13 protein-coding genes, 1 pseudogene and 1 riboswitch are annotated in these 14,546 nt (G+C 31.8%); of the genes and pseudogenes, 10 read left to right on the forward strand and 4 right to left on the reverse strand.

The features are described 5' to 3' along the window. The first annotated feature begins 289 nt into the window (after positions 1-289). From ACYFX0_RS29695 to ACYFX0_RS29710, 4 genes are all read left to right on the forward strand, one after another. A complete protein-coding gene (locus ACYFX0_RS29695) occupies positions 290-2,077 on the forward strand; it encodes a PAS domain-containing sensor histidine kinase (RefSeq protein WP_001088546.1) in 1,788 nt (595 codons plus the stop codon). A 234-nt stretch (positions 2,078-2,311) separates the two neighbouring features. Then, positions 2,312-4,438 carry a peptidoglycan D,D-transpeptidase FtsI family protein gene (locus tag ACYFX0_RS29700; protein WP_000743779.1) on the forward strand — a complete coding sequence of 709 codons (2,127 nt, stop codon included), beginning with the start codon at positions 2,312-2,314 and terminating at the stop codon, positions 4,436-4,438. A gap of 76 nt (positions 4,439-4,514) precedes the next feature. After that, a complete protein-coding gene (gene lepB / locus ACYFX0_RS29705; RefSeq protein ID WP_002162782.1) occupies positions 4,515-5,045 on the forward strand; it encodes a signal peptidase I in 531 nt (176 codons plus the stop codon). Between the two features lie 259 nt (positions 5,046-5,304). Continuing rightward, the gene (locus tag ACYFX0_RS29710; RefSeq protein ID WP_000932151.1) at positions 5,305-6,492 is read left to right on the forward strand and encodes a macrolide family glycosyltransferase; all 1,188 of its coding nucleotides are present in this window, start codon (positions 5,305-5,307) and stop codon (positions 6,490-6,492) included. 91 nt (positions 6,493-6,583) lie between these two features. Here the strand turns inward: ACYFX0_RS29710 and ACYFX0_RS29715 are convergent, their stop codons facing one another. Beyond that, positions 6,584-7,264, reverse strand: a complete 681-nt coding sequence (locus ACYFX0_RS29715) for an aspartate/glutamate racemase family protein (protein WP_074790154.1) — start codon at positions 7,262-7,264, stop codon at positions 6,584-6,586. A 153-nt stretch (positions 7,265-7,417) separates the two neighbouring features. After that, a riboswitch (SAM riboswitch) is annotated at positions 7,418-7,533 on the forward strand. Positions 7,534-7,673: 140 nt separating this feature from the next. Here ACYFX0_RS29715 and ACYFX0_RS29720 point away from each other — a divergent pair. From ACYFX0_RS29720 to ACYFX0_RS29735, 4 genes are all read left to right on the forward strand, one after another. Then, positions 7,674-8,222 carry an ECF-type riboflavin transporter substrate-binding protein gene (locus ACYFX0_RS29720; RefSeq protein ID WP_001038209.1) on the forward strand — a complete coding sequence of 183 codons (549 nt, stop codon included), beginning with the start codon at positions 7,674-7,676 and terminating at the stop codon, positions 8,220-8,222. Positions 8,223-8,232: 10 nt separating this feature from the next. Further along, positions 8,233-9,933: an ABC transporter ATP-binding protein gene (locus tag ACYFX0_RS29725; protein ID WP_001182502.1), complete on the forward strand. Its 1,701-nt coding sequence runs from the start codon at positions 8,233-8,235 to the stop codon at positions 9,931-9,933. Beyond that, positions 9,926-10,726, forward strand: a complete 801-nt coding sequence (locus ACYFX0_RS29730; RefSeq protein WP_000556366.1) for an energy-coupling factor transporter transmembrane component T family protein — start codon at positions 9,926-9,928, stop codon at positions 10,724-10,726. The genes ACYFX0_RS29725 and ACYFX0_RS29730 overlap by 8 nt, the downstream gene beginning before the upstream one ends. A gap of 137 nt (positions 10,727-10,863) precedes the next feature. After that, complete coding sequence (locus tag ACYFX0_RS29735) at positions 10,864-10,971, forward strand: YjcZ family sporulation protein (protein WP_000120182.1); 108 nt, start codon at positions 10,864-10,866, stop codon at positions 10,969-10,971. A 100-nt stretch (positions 10,972-11,071) separates the two neighbouring features. Here ACYFX0_RS29735 and ACYFX0_RS29740 read toward each other — a convergent pair whose 3' ends face one another. Beyond that, positions 11,072-12,331, reverse strand: coding sequence for a LytS/YhcK type 5TM receptor domain-containing protein (locus tag ACYFX0_RS29740; protein ID WP_460272041.1), 1,260 nt, complete (start codon positions 12,329-12,331; stop codon positions 11,072-11,074). Positions 12,332-12,425: 94 nt separating this feature from the next. Next, a pseudogene (locus tag ACYFX0_RS29745) lies at positions 12,426-12,869 on the reverse strand (tyrosine-type recombinase/integrase); the annotation flags it as partial. Positions 12,870-13,186: 317 nt separating this feature from the next. Between ACYFX0_RS29745 and ACYFX0_RS29750 the strand changes: the two are divergent. Together ACYFX0_RS29750 and ACYFX0_RS29755 are read left to right on the forward strand one after the other, a co-directional pair. After that, positions 13,187-13,489 (forward strand): exosporium leader peptide-containing protein, encoded by a 303-nt coding sequence (locus ACYFX0_RS29750; RefSeq protein ID WP_098438215.1) that lies wholly within the window; start codon positions 13,187-13,189, stop codon positions 13,487-13,489. Between the two features lie 71 nt (positions 13,490-13,560). Further along, positions 13,561-13,806 (forward strand): hypothetical protein, encoded by a 246-nt coding sequence (locus ACYFX0_RS29755; RefSeq protein WP_460272042.1) that lies wholly within the window; start codon positions 13,561-13,563, stop codon positions 13,804-13,806. Positions 13,807-14,004: 198 nt separating this feature from the next. On the opposite strand, the gene ACYFX0_RS29760 is transcribed toward ACYFX0_RS29755, so the two are convergent. Beyond that, a partial coding sequence (locus ACYFX0_RS29760) for an IS3 family transposase (RefSeq protein WP_460270783.1) occupies positions 14,005-14,546 on the reverse strand: 542 nt, incomplete at its 5' end.

Here is a 14,546-nt window from a genome sequence, read left to right on the forward strand (position 1 = left end):
TGAAATTTGTGAATATTTTATGAATTTTATACTTGTTGCATTTTTATACCGTTATTAGTGACGCGTATGACCCTCAAGGAAAAATTCAGTGAATGTAAGGAGGAATGAACGAAATATCTACTAATTAAAGGTATATTCAGTATATACATTCTTTTCTTATTTTAATTGAAAAATAAAATTTGTGCGAATAATTATTCTACAGCTATATACCTACACTAGCTTTCTTCGTATAATGGAGAAGTATGAATTTTAGATTTGTATTAATTTTACATATTGAGGTGAAAAAGGAATGAATTCGCGGCTAATGGAACTTATTGATGTGAGTACAATAGAAACCATGGCAGAACAATTTTATAAATTAACTAACATATCACATCAACTTCTTGATGCTGAAAAAGAGTGTATTTTTTCATTCGGAATGAATGAGATAATTAAGAGTAAACTTCCAAAGATTGAAATCCCCATTTTCTTATACAATCAACATTTAGGATCTTTTGTTGTATGGTCCAAAAAAAGCGAAATTTTCAGTTGTCAAAAATACTTTGAAATGCTCTCAAGTTTAATTTTAGATGGCGCAATAAAAGTAATTCAAAGTAAAAAAACAACGTTGCTTTCTCAGAAAGAGGAGGAACTACATACGATTTTACAAAACATGCCTGTTATGGTCGATGCGCTTGATTATAATGGAGATTTTGTTTTGTGGAACCGAGAATGTGAAATTGTAACAGGTTATACCGCTGAAGAAATAATTGGAAATCCAAATGCACTTCAATTATTATATCCTGATCATAGTTATCGCCAGCAAATACAAAAGAAATTTTTAACTTGTGGAAAAAATTTCAGAGATTGGGAAATGCACTTAACATGTAAAAATGGTGAAATCAAAACAATAATGTGGTCTAATATATCAGAACAGTTTCCTGTAACAGGATATAGTTATTGGGCTGTTGGTGTAGATATTACACATTTAAAAGCGATAGAAGAGCAGTTAAAACAACAAACATCTGAACTGGAATTAATATTTAAAGCTTTACCAGATTTATGTTTCTTAACAGAAGATGATGGCACAATTATAGATTACAAAGCAGGATCTCCTACAAAGTTTTACGTACCCGCAGAAGCTTTTATGGGAAAAAAGTTTTACGAAGTATTACCATCTTCAGTAGTACAGCAGTTTCAGGAAGCCATTAATCAAGTGAAGGAAAAAGGAACGAATGTAATTGTAGAATATCCACTCACACTTAATGGAAGTATTGATTTCTTTGAAGCTAGGTGCTTACCATTATTACATGATAAAATTATGATTATTGTACGTGACATTACAGAGCGAAAAAAGACAGAAGAATTGCTAAACAAATCAGATACGCTTGCAGCAATTGGTCAATTAGCAGCTGGGGTAGCTCATGAAGTAAGAAATCCCTTAACTGTAATTAAAGGTTTTATACAGTTATTCCAAATTAATAAAGAAGATCAAGAAAGATATTTTGATCTTATGCTTTCTGAAATTGAAAGGATAGAAGCGATCCTGCAAGAATTTTTGTCAATTGCTAAAACAGATGAGATAAATACAGAAAAGAAAAATATTTATCAAATTTTTAAAAATGTCGTATCGTTAATGAATACAAAAGCAATTATGACAAATATTCAAGTTGAACTATTTACGGATGACAAAGATATAATTATTGAATGCTCGGAAAATCAATTGAAACAAGTATTTATTAATATTTTGCAAAATTCAATCGAAGCTATGCCAAATGGTGGGGAAATTTCAATTCACATAAAAGAAATAAATGATGATGGTGTCATCATTCATGTAATAGATGAAGGAATAGGAATACCTGAAGAAAGAATTAAGAGATTAGGTGAACCTTTTTATAGTACGAAAGAAAAAGGGACTGGTATTGGATTAATGTTAAGTTATAAAATTATTGAAAGTCATCAAGGGACAATTAGTATCATGAGCGAGGTTGGTGTCGGGACAACAGTAACAATTTACTTACCGAAAGTACAAAGTAAACAATCTTTTTCTAATTGTGACGATAAATGTATAGCAATACGCACTAGTAGTAATTCTTAAATCAATTAATACCCAATAACAAAGCGATTAGTGAAAGCTAATCTTTTTGTTATTGGGTATTTTTTATATTTAATTTAGTAAACTTTATCTTTTCTTTACATTTGTTTTAATTTCTATTAAGTTTTAAACATTATATTAATATTTGTACAAAGCAATGTATAAAAATTGTACATTACTTTTAATATAGAAAAGTGATTATTATTTGGAATATTGTAAGGAGGAGATTATGACAAGGTGAAAAAACAAGAGAAGAAGAGTGGTAGAGTAGTACCTCTCCGGTTAAATATTTTATTCCTTTGTGTTTTTTTATTATTTTCTGGCATCATTATTCAGTTAGGAAAAGTGCAAATCTTTGATGGAGAAACATATAAAAATGAAGTAGAGAAGAGAGAAAATGCAACCGTGGGCCTTTCTGTACCACGTGGGAAAATATTTGATCGTGAAGGAAATCCAGTAGTTGATAATAAGTCTTTACGTACGATTACATATACAAAGGTGAAAGGTGTAAAACAAGAAGAAATATTAAAATCAGCAAGACAACTTGCAGACATTATTGAAATGCCGCAAGAAGATATAGATAAGTTAACTGAGACTGATAAGAAAGACTTTTGGATGCAATTAAATCCAGAACTTACTCAAGACTTAGTATCAAAAAAAGAAATAGATAAGTTCCGAGATAAGGATATTACCGGAAAAGAGCTAGACAAAAAAATAGAAGATTTAAAAAGGAAGCGCGTTACAGATAAAAATCTTCAAGAACTAACGGCTAAAGATATAGAAGTGTTAGCTATTAAAAGTAAAATGACCTCAGGTTTTCAGATGGCACCTCAAATTATTAAAAAGGACGTTAGTGAACAGGAATATGCGGTGATTAGTGAAAATTTAGCGAAACTTCCAGGGGTAGACGCATCAGTTGATTGGGAGAGAATCTATGTAAATGATGGTCTATTTCGTTCCGTTCTTGGTAACGTTTCAAATGCTGATGAAGGATTGCCACGTGAAAGATTAGATTATTATTTAGTGCGTGATTATAGCCGAAATGATAGGGTCGGCAAAAGTTATATCGAACAGCAATACGAAGATGTACTTCATGGTACGAAAAAAGAAGTAAGAAGCATTGCTGATAAACAAGGCAATACAATGAGAACGGAAACGGTTTCGGAAGGAAAAAGCGGTAAAAATTTAACTTTAACCATAGATATGGAATTGCAAAAAAAAGTAGAGGAGAGTATAGAAAAAATATTAAAACAATATAAAGGATCAGAATCAATGTTAGACCGTGCTTTCGTAGTGATGATGAATCCTAAAAATGGCCAAGTATTATCAATGGCTGGGAAAAGGCTTGTAGAAAAAGATGGGAAAATGGAAGTAGAAGATTATGCTTTAGGCACGCTGACAAGTTCATATGAGCTTGGATCAACGGTTAAAGGTGCGACAGTGTTAACAGGGTTTGAAACAAATGCAATAACTCCTGGAACACATTTTTATGATGCACCTATGAAGTTTAAAGGAACTAAGGAAAAGAAGTCTTGGAAAAATTTTGGTGATATAGACGATCTAAGAGCGTTACAAGTTTCTTCAAACGTTTATATGTTTAATATAGCATTAAAAATTGCTGGTGTGGATTATGTGAAAAATAGTTCACTAGATATTAAACAAGAATATTTTGATAAAATGAGATATTATTTCAGGCAATTTGGACTAGGCGTACAAACTGGTATTGATTTACCGAATGAAACTGCAGGACAAATTGGAAGAAAAGATAATCAGCCTGGTTTCTTATTAGATTATTCTATTGGACAATATGATACATATACACCACTTCAGCTTGCACAATATATTTCGACTATCGCAAATGGAGGGTATCGAATGAAACCACAAATTGTTCAAGAGATTAGAGAACAAACCGTTCAAAAAGATGAGGTTGGTAAAGTAGTACAATCAATAGAACCCGTTGTTTTAAATAGAATCGATATGAAACAAGAATATATTAATCAAGTAAAAGAAGGATTTAGAAAAGTATTTCAAGAAGGAGATGGAACGGGAGTAAGAGCGTTCCAAAAAGCACCATATAAACCAGCTGGTAAAACAGGGACCGCACAAACTGTATATGGTGGAGAAAATGAAATTGGGCGAAATGCGAAAGGCGATCGTAGAGAATGTTATAACTTAACATTAGCTGGATATGCGCCATATGATGATCCAGAAGTAGCATTTTCTGTTGTAGTACCGTGGGTTGAAAATGATAAATCGGGCATTAACTCCGATATTGGAAAAGAAGTTTTAGATGCTTATTTTGATTTGAAAAATAAGCGATTAACTGGTGAAGCGCCAAAAACAGATGCCTCTAAAGAGAATTAAAATGGACGAAACGTCTCTAGCATTCATGTGAACTAGAGGCGTTTTTATCTGGGAATAGATTAGAAATGAGGTATATATGAAGCCGTTTATTCTAAAATATTGGAGGAACATATGTAGCTACATCTTAATTATAATAGGGGTTATTTTTATTAATAAGTCATTTTTATTTTGTATGGTAGAAGGAATTTCGATGCAACCTACTTTGAATGAAAAAGATTATATACTTGTTAATAAGGTAAACGTCTGTTTATCGTCTTTTCATCATGGAGATGTTGTCATTATAAAAAAAGAAGACGAGCCTACTTACTATGTGAAACGAATTATTGGATTATCGGGGGATAACATACAACTAAAAGAGGATGAGGTATTTATTAACGGTAAAAAGCGTGATGAATCGTATATACATTTAGATATGTCACAAGTATCCAATCGTTTTTCAAATTTGAGAGAAATAAAAGTTCCTACGCATAAATTATTTGTGTTAGGGGATAATCGTAATCATAGTAAAGATAGTAGGAATACACTTGGACTTATTGATGAGTCAAATATAATAGGTAAAGTAGAAATGGTATTTTATCCATTTGATCATATAAAATGGATAAAATAATTCTATTAACTATTCACGTTTTATAAAATAAATCATATATTGATAGCATAGGACAAGCAGAGAAGCTTGTTCTAACCTCACAGAACACTCCTTATCACGGTTAGGCATCTACATAGGTAGATGCTTTTTTTATGTTGATGACTGAAAATTATTTATCAACATAATGTAGCAAGCATTTTAGGACTATTAGGGGACGATTACATGTACAAATAACAGTATGCTTTAATTAAAACAGTGAAATGTAAGGAGTGAGGAATAAGTGCTAAATATTTTAGTAGTTAATTTTCCAGCAGAGGGACATGTAAACCCTACATTAAATTTAGTGAAAGCCTTTACTGAACGAGGGGATAACGTACATTATATTACAACTGCAAACTTTAAAGATAGGATTGAAGATTTAGGAGCTACTGTACATACACATCCGGATCTATTAAAGGAGATTTCTATTGATGCTGAAACCTCATCTGGGTTAAATGCTTTCTTTCATGTGCATGTTCAAACTTCTTTATATATATTAGAAATTACGAAACAATTAAGTGAAAGCATAAATTTTGATTTCGTAATTTATGATATATTTGGTGCGGGAGAGTTAGTAAAGGAGTATTTACAAGTTCCAGGTGTAGTGTCCTCGCCTATATTTTTAATTCCTTCAGAGTTTTTGAAGACATTACCTTTTCATCCAAATGCAGATATACCATTCCAACCAGAGGAGATCTCTGAAAAATTACTAAACCAGATGGAACATGAATTTGGAGTAAAACCAAAGAATAATCTTCAATTTATGAATAATAAGGGTGATGTTTGTCTCGTATACACAAGTCGTTATTTCCAACCTAATAGCGAATCGTTCGGAGAAAATAACATTTTTATTGGACCGAGTATTTCAAAGCGTAAAACAAATATAAAGTTTCCACTGGAATCACTTAAAGAGAAGAAAGTTATTTATATTTCAATGGGAACACTGCTTGAAGGACTCGAACCATTCTTTAATACTTGTATTGATACTTTTTCAGATTTTGATGGGATAGTTGTAATGGCAATTGGTGATAGAAATGATATTTCTAAAATTAAGAAAGCACCAGATAATTTTATAATTGCTCCATACGTACCTCAATCAGAAATATTAAATGAAGCGGATGTTTTTATTACACATGGCGGCATGAATAGCGTACACGATGCCATTCATTATAATGTCCCATTTGTAATAATACCGCATGATAAAGATCAGCCTATGATAGCGCAAAGATTAACTGAACTGGAAGCAGCGCGTAGACTATTGAAAGAACATGTTAATGTGCACACTTTAAAAGAGGCTGTAACAGATGTTCTTTCAAACGAAAAGTATAAGCATGGTATACGAAAACTTAATGATAGCTTTTTAGAATGTGGTGGTTCAAAAGAAGTAATTGCAGTTATTGAATCTCTTTTAAATAAAGTGAAACTTTAATCGTTGGGGGTTTTACTGCCCGTAAATAGCGGGGGAAATAGTCGTAACTATATACAAGCATAGAGGTTCGTACCTTTATGCTTGTATATTCTTATCCAGCAAATTGCACAGCAGTATTTGCATGTAAAAAAGCAGTATCAAAAACGGGAACAGTAAGATCATTTTGGGAGATGAGTAAAGGTATTTCAGTACAGCCTAATAGTATACCTTCAGCGCCGTTTTGAATTAATGACTTTGTAATTTGTAATAGCTTTTCTTTAGATGCTTCTGAAATGATCCCTTTACTTAATTCATCTAATATGACATGATGGATAACTGTTCTTTCCTCTTCATTTGGGATAATTGTCTCAATGTTATATTTCGCTAATCGTGATTTATAGAAATCTTGCTCCATCGTTTGTTTTGTTCCTAATAGTCCGATACGTTTTATATTTTGTTTTACCATTTCTTTAGCACTTACATCGCCAATGTGAAGAAACGGGATAGAGATTGCTTGTTCTACTTCTTCGGCAAATAGATGTACAGTATTTGAACACATTAATAAACAGTCAGCCCCAGATTTTTCAACCTTCTTTGCAACCGTGACTAGTTCATTTTTTACTTCTTCATATTGATGGTTTTGTAATAAAGTAGTTACTTCTCCAAAGTCCATACTATATAAAACTAGCTTCGCATTTTGATCGTATTGAGAGAGTGTAAGTGTATTAATATGTTTATAGTATAATGATGTAGATTCCCAACTTAATCCCCCAATTAAACCAATAACTTTCATAATGCATTCCTCCCGAAACGATTTTGAATTTATTATTTCATAATTCCGATAAGAATACAATGATTTAAATGTACTATTTAACGAAAAATAAAAATAGTTAGAAAAGTATTGAAATTTATGCTTTTTAGTGCCATAATACGAATTACAAATTAATACTTATCCAGAGAGGTGGAGGGAACGGCCCTAAGAAACCTCAGCAACCCCTATGCAATTTTATAGGAAGGTGCTAATTCCGCAGAGGACACGATGTGTTTTTTGAAAGATAAGAGGATTCTTGAACGTGAAAGAAAATGACCTCTTATGTAAGAGGTCATTTTTTTGTTGTATAGAAAGGAAGTGTCGATGCATAATTCATTTTTAAAATAAATATAGAATAATAAAAGTTGACCAATATGAGAGGGGAATTGTAATGAATAAATTATCAACAAAGTTAGTAGTAGCAATCGGGATTGGAGCAGCCTTATACGGGATATTAGGACTTTGGGGATTTTCTATTGCACCGAATACATTTATTAAACCAGCATTAGCTATATTAACTGTTTTTGGAGCATTATTTGGTCCAGTGGCAGGACTCTTAATCGGACTTATCGGTCATACCGTAACAGATACGATTGCTGGCTGGGGGATTTGGTGGGGCTGGGTTATTAGTTCAGGGATTATTGGTTTTTCAATGGGTCTTATTCAAAAAAGAGTTGGTTTTAGTGTGAAAAACGGGTCATTTAACAAGGGAGATATTTCTTATTTGGCAATTACTGGGTTAGTTGGTATTGTCATTGCTATTATATTTGCTGGGGCATTCGATATTATTGTGATGGGAGAACCATTTGACAAAATTGTTATACAAGTATTAGGAGCAACAATTTCCGATGTTATCGTATTCTTAGTTCTTGGATTGCCACTTACAATTGGCTTGGCGAAATCCAATAAGAAACATGCACATTTAAAAATTGAAAAGTAGGGATGTTAACATGCAACCAATTATTTCGTTTGAACAATTCACCTTTCAATACGGGCATGCTGCGCAGCCTACTTTAAGTGATATTACCTTTCATATATACCCTGGGGAAAAAGTGCTAATTGCTGGACGAAGTGGTTCAGGAAAGTCGACATTAGCTCATTGTATCAATGGGCTAATTCCATTTTCTTATGAAGGGATTAGTACAGGTAACGTATTAATTGCCGGTAAAGATCCGAGGGAAGGCAGTATTTTTGAACAGAGTAAACATGTGGGAACAATTTTGCAAGATCAAGATGCTCAATTTATTGGTCTGACAGTAGAAGAAGATGTAGCTTTTTATTTAGAAAATGAATGTGTAAATCAAGAGGATATGAAAAAGATTGTTTCGGACTCATTAAGAAAGGTGAAGATGCATACGTTTCATAAACAAAGTCCACATGAATTATCAGGAGGTCAAAAGCAAACAGTTTCTCTTGCTGGTTTATTAACAACAAATGCGGATATATTATTGTTCGATGAACCGTTAGCGAACTTAGATCCGCTAAGCGCATTACATACGATAGAACTTATGAAAGATATACATGAGCAATATAATAAAACGATTGTTATTATCGAACATAGGATAGAAGAAATTTTAAAGCTGGATTTAGACAAAGTTATATTAATTGATGAAGGTAAAGTCATTGCAATAGGAACACCAAAAGAAATCTTAGCGTCAAATATATTACCATGTATTGGCTTAAGAGAGCCTATTTACATCGAAGCATTAAAGAGATTACATTTTGATAGTAATAATGACGTAATATATCCAATGGAAAACCTTCAAAAGGAAAAGGTAAGCAACGTTATAAGAGAGTGGATGGAGAAACAAGTCATATTAAAAGGTAATACTAAAAACAAGGAATTACTTAAAGTGGAGAATTTATCATTTTCATACCCTAATAAACAAAAAGTATTAGAAAATGTAAACCTTTCAATATATGAAGGAGAAATTGTGGCACTGTTGGGACATAATGGAGCAGGGAAATCAACATTAGCTCATAGTCTTATAGGCATAAACAAAATGAAAAATGGGGAAATCTTGTTAGAAGGTGAAGATATTAGTTCTTGGTCTATTCGTAAACGTGGGGAAACCATATCTTACGTGATGCAAAATCCAAATCATATGATTACACAGCCCACTGTTTTTGAAGAAGTTTCATTTACATTAAAATTAAATAATTTTTCTAAGGAAGAAATTAAGAATAGAGTAGAAGAAACTTTAAAAATTTGTGGTTTATATCCATTTCGTAATTGGCCAATTCAAGCGCTAAGCTATGGGCAAAAAAAGAGAGTAACAATCGCATCTGTATTAACAATAGATCCCAAGCTTATCATATTAGATGAACCGACAGCGGGACAAGATTATTATCATTATAAACAATTTATGTCGTTTATTAAAAAACTAGCTAAAAAGGGAATCTCATTTGTTTTTATCACTCACGATATGAATCTCGCACTAGAATATGCAGACCGTGCAGTAGTTCTACATGAAGGGAAAATTATTGCGGATAATACAGTGTCTAATGTATTTGGTGATCAAGAAACCTTACAAAGAGCCAACTTAAGAGAGAGTTCTTTAACCAAGCTTGTTAAATTTAGTGGGATTGTATGTCCAGAAAAATTTATGGAGCTTTATTTAGACAGTAATAGGAGGGAGGAAGGTGCATAGTACATATTTTCATCGTATGGATGGGGTAGTAAAATTGTTTTTATTTATTTTTTGTATGACGATTACTTTTTTGTTTTTTGATTTTAGGTTGTTGCTAATTTTATTTATTATTGGGTGTATTGGACTCGGAATTGCTAAAATTCCATTTCGTAAAATTTTAATTGTTTTTAGTGTCATATTTACATTTAGTTTATTAAACTCTGTCATGATTTTATTTATTACACCCACTCATGGATCTGAATTAACTGAATCATATACCTCGTTTTTACATATTGGATATGCAACAATTACATATGAAACATTATTTTATGCAGCTACACTTTCATTAAAGTATTTTACGTTATTACCATTTACACTTCTTTTTATTTACACGACAGATTCAAGTGAATTTGTAAGTAGTTTAAGTAAATTTGGTATTCATTATAAGATTACATATGCAATAAATATTGCACTGCGTTATATTCCTGACATCCAGTCTGAGTATAAAATTATTAAACACGCGCAAGAAGCGAGAGGAGTGGCTTTTGAAAAAGGAGAAGCAAGTTTATGGGTTCGTATGAAGAACCGTGTTTTAATTTTCTGGCCACTAATCATTCATTCTCTAGAAAGAATAGATACGGTTTCAAATGCAATGGATTTAAGAGGATTTGGAAAGAAGGATAAACGTACATGGTTTTATACAAGTAAGGCGAAACGTGAAGATTTCATCGCTTTATTTGCCGGTGTTTTCATATTCATTGTTGCCGTATATTTAAAATTAAACGTATTTCAAAACTTTTGGTATCCATTTTAAAGCACTCTTTAAACGAGTGCTTTTACTTATTTTTATGTAGACATGCTCAAAAAAAGGGATATACACATAATGTATAATACGAACCAGTTAAAATGATCAACTACCTATTAGTTTTCAAACCAAAAGGAGGAGAAAATATGAGTTACGGTGGTTCTTGTGGTTTTGGTGGAGGTTTCGCTTTATTAGTTGTGTTATTCATTCTATTAATAATTGTAGGATGCAGCTGCTGGGGCGGAGGATACTAATTTTTAATTAGTCTTCACAAATGTAAACTAAAAAACATTGAAGATACTTATGTATCGAAACAAATAAAAAAGGAGCGACTATGCTCCTTTTTTATTTGTTTTAATGCGTATTCTTACTATATTTTGGGAACGTAATCGTTAAAGTTGTTCCTTTACTAACGATACTTCGGATTTTTAAACTTCCATACATCGTCTCAATAATCTTAACAGCAACCATCGTACCTAAACGGGTGCCTTTCGTTTTTGTACTAAAATACGGTTCACCGAATCGATGTATTTGCTCCTGTGACATTCCAACTCCGCTATCTTCAATTCGTATTTCAACTTTACTATTATTGATAGATGAGGAAATATTTAAGGTACCACCATTAGGCATTGCTTCAATACTGTTTTTTATTAAGTTTAAAAAACATTGTTGAAAGTGTTGTTTATTACCAACAATGGTTGCCTCAGAAAAATCCTGTGTAATATGTATCGTATTCATATTACACAATGGCAATATCATATTAATAACTCGATTTAACTCTTGTTTTACTGAAATTTGATCTAATTTTTCTGGAGAAGGTTTGGCAAACGTTAAGTAATCATCGATAATTTCTTGGGCACGATTTAACTCTTCAAGTATATGTTTAATATATTCGTCTCTTGATTCAGGAGTTAAATTTGGTGTTTTTAAAAGCTGTGTAAATCCTTTTACAACCGTTAAAGGATTCCTTACTTCGTGCGATATACTTGCAGCGAGTTGGCTAACAATCTCCATTTTTTCCATTTTAATTAATTTTGAGCGCATTAATACAGCATCTTTAATAACTTCATTTATATAAACAATAAATAACATTAAAGTAGTCGGTAATACCATGAAATAAATAATATACAAATTATTCACTTCAAAATCTGATAAAGTTAATACAATTACAGTTGTAAATATTGCTAGGAAAAAGGTTAAAAACATGGAAAAAGCTACTTTAAGCTTTCTATTATATGTATTAAATTTTGAAGATGCGAGTGCTGTAACGATGAACATTATTCCGTAAACAACGACTGTTAGCATATTAAAGCCATAAAATATAAATCTTGTAATTAATAAAATTGTAAACAATATGATACCGACAGGGAATCCACCATAAAGCGTACCTATTATGACCGGAATTTGTCTTAAATCATGAATACAACTTTCATCCATATAGATAGGGTATCGCATACATAAAATAAGCGGGATACTAGAACAAAGGGTAATCAGTAATATTTTGTATTTTTTCAAATAATGCCTGCTATCATATATGAAATAAAAAACAAATATACTACATAAAATGTATAGAAGGTTATTTAATACGTTTTGGTTAATATAAACAAAGTCCATAATATTTGCCTCGTTATTCTGAATTTACTTAACATATGTATTATACATGATAACATGTGTTAAGCTGAACGAAACTTTTTAATAAAAAATTCACTTGTTTTCGCGGTATTTCTAGAAAAAAATTTTGCTTAACTGCTAGATTTAAAGCTGTTTTTAGTATCCAATGCAATAGGAGAATGGAATTATTTAAAATACCATTATCTAGTGCTGATTTATACCATTCTTGAATGAGCATAACATTTAATTTCTGAAGTGCAATCATCCCTATGTTAGTTATAACATGGTGGGTCATGTTGCTACTATAAGAAACGTAGATATTCTTTTCTATACGCGTCATTTTAATTTTTAACCACTGAACCAGATAGTCTTTTAAGGCAAGCTTAGACGGCTCCACAAAAGTCCCTTCATTTAACTCCGTAATTTTTTTCGGCTTCTTTTTTGTCTTATAACTAGTAAACCACTTTTATCTTCTTTTTCCTGTCTCTGGATCAGGACCGATATCAATAACAATACAATACTTATTTCTTCTTTTTCGAATATGTCCTTTTACTTAAAACACTCCTTCATTTTATTTTGAATCAGGTTGTATTAGTCTAGTTGTAATTTTACTGCTATAAAAATTACATGTTGGTACATATTAGCGATGGGTATATTTTACCATATATGAACAGAATTGATTATTTAATATATTGGTTGTTTTTTTACAAAAGTTAATTTTATAAGAGAATTTTGTATATTTAAAGCAGTATTTTTATTTAAAACATTTTATTTGGAATAGTACATCTTATATATATCATATTTTGTACAATTAATATTTTCTTAATTGAGGAATGATTTTTATTTGGAGTAAGATATATGGAGAGGAAAAAATGGGAAGGATTAAACTTTAAAAATCTATCTGCTAGTTCACTGGATTCGAGTTTAATAGGCCCCACATTGCAACGGATTTCCTCATTTACTCTACCAACAGGTCCAACGGGATTTGAATCTGCATTCAGAGCTTTCAAATCTACTGATCAGTCCGTTACTGCTAATACACTGTCTATAGTAACATTTGAAACTACACAATTCGATTTAAATGGTGAATATGATGGTGTATCAACATTTATACCGCAACAAGATGGAGTATATTTAATTATTACTACTATAATTTTTTAGTCCTACTGATGATACTCTAAATTATGTGACGGAAGTATTTATAACAGTTAACAGTGCTTTAATAGCAGGAGATGATAGTTTTTTTTGGTGGAAATACTGGGCTTTTAAATGCGGTAACAGTTTCTACCATTGTACAATTGAATGCAGGGGATATGGTGCAAGTCCAAGCCGGTACTACCATAGATGGCGTTATTGCATCTCCGCTTCTTACAAATTTTCAAGCTGCGAGGTTTCCATCACCAGTTCCAAATACACTTTTCTTGTTAAATAATTTATCTGCAGATTGGAGTAAAAGGCCGTTTAGTAGAAAAACATAATTATGTTCATTTTAAAAATAGTGTGAAGAAAATGATGAATTTAAATTTTGGGATATACCTTAGAAGATATCACTCAAATGAATATTTCTAAATTAGCAATAAGATACTCAGAGAGATTTAGTCGTGAAGCTAGTCAAAATCGTAATAAAAAAGAGCCATGAGTGAAGTGACCCCTAAAAGTTAGACACGGTTATTTGATTAGGCAGCTTGATAAAAGTGAGTCCGGTATTGTACCGGGCTCATTTTTAATTTTGCCTTAATCCGTTTCGTATTATAATAATCTATATATTTTTCTAATTCTATTTTAAAGTGCTCTACATTTTCAAATTCTTTTATGTAGAGGAACTCCGATTTCATAATCCCAAAGAAATTTTCTATTACTGCGTTGTCGTAACAGTTGCCTTTTCGAGACATACTCTGGACGATAGCTCTTGATTCTAGTGTACGGACGTATTGTCTCATTTGATAATGCCATCCTTGATCCGAATGCATCAGTAGCTGGTGCGTTTCAGGTAAACGTTCCAATGCTTTCTCTAACATGTCTGAAACAAGCGAATACGTCGGTCTAGAACCAATTGTATAGGTAATAATTTCACCATTATACAAATCTAATACAGGTGATACATACAGTTTTTCTCCAAACAATTTAAACTCTGTGATGTCTGTTACCCACTTTTGATTCGGTGCATCTGTATGAAAATTACGCTCTAAAATATTAGGTGCAATTCTACCGACTTTTC

Source organism: Bacillus sp. NEAU-Y102 (assembly GCF_054788175.1).

Bases quoted from the DNA above. Each gene is read 5' to 3' on its own strand.
- ACYFX0_RS29740 (WP_460272041.1), bottom strand. From the start codon at position 12,331: ATGGACTTTGTTTATATTAACCAAAACGTATTAAATAACCTTCTATAC.
- ACYFX0_RS29750 (WP_098438215.1), top strand. From the start codon at position 13,187: ATGGAGAGGAAAAAATGGGAAGGATTAAACTTTAAAAATCTATCTGCT.
- ACYFX0_RS29720 (WP_001038209.1), top strand. From the start codon at position 7,674: ATGAATAAATTATCAACAAAGTTAGTAGTAGCAATCGGGATTGGAGCA.
- ACYFX0_RS29725 (WP_001182502.1), top strand. From the start codon at position 8,233: ATGCAACCAATTATTTCGTTTGAACAATTCACCTTTCAATACGGGCAT.
- ACYFX0_RS29735 (WP_000120182.1), top strand. From the start codon at position 10,864: ATGAGTTACGGTGGTTCTTGTGGTTTTGGTGGAGGTTTCGCTTTATTA.
- lepB (WP_002162782.1), top strand. From the start codon at position 4,515: ATGAAGCCGTTTATTCTAAAATATTGGAGGAACATATGTAGCTACATC.
- ACYFX0_RS29695 (WP_001088546.1), top strand. From the start codon at position 290: ATGAATTCGCGGCTAATGGAACTTATTGATGTGAGTACAATAGAAACC.
- ACYFX0_RS29755 (WP_460272042.1), top strand. From the start codon at position 13,561: ATGATAGTTTTTTTTGGTGGAAATACTGGGCTTTTAAATGCGGTAACA.
- ACYFX0_RS29715 (WP_074790154.1), bottom strand. From the start codon at position 7,264: ATGAAAGTTATTGGTTTAATTGGGGGATTAAGTTGGGAATCTACATCA.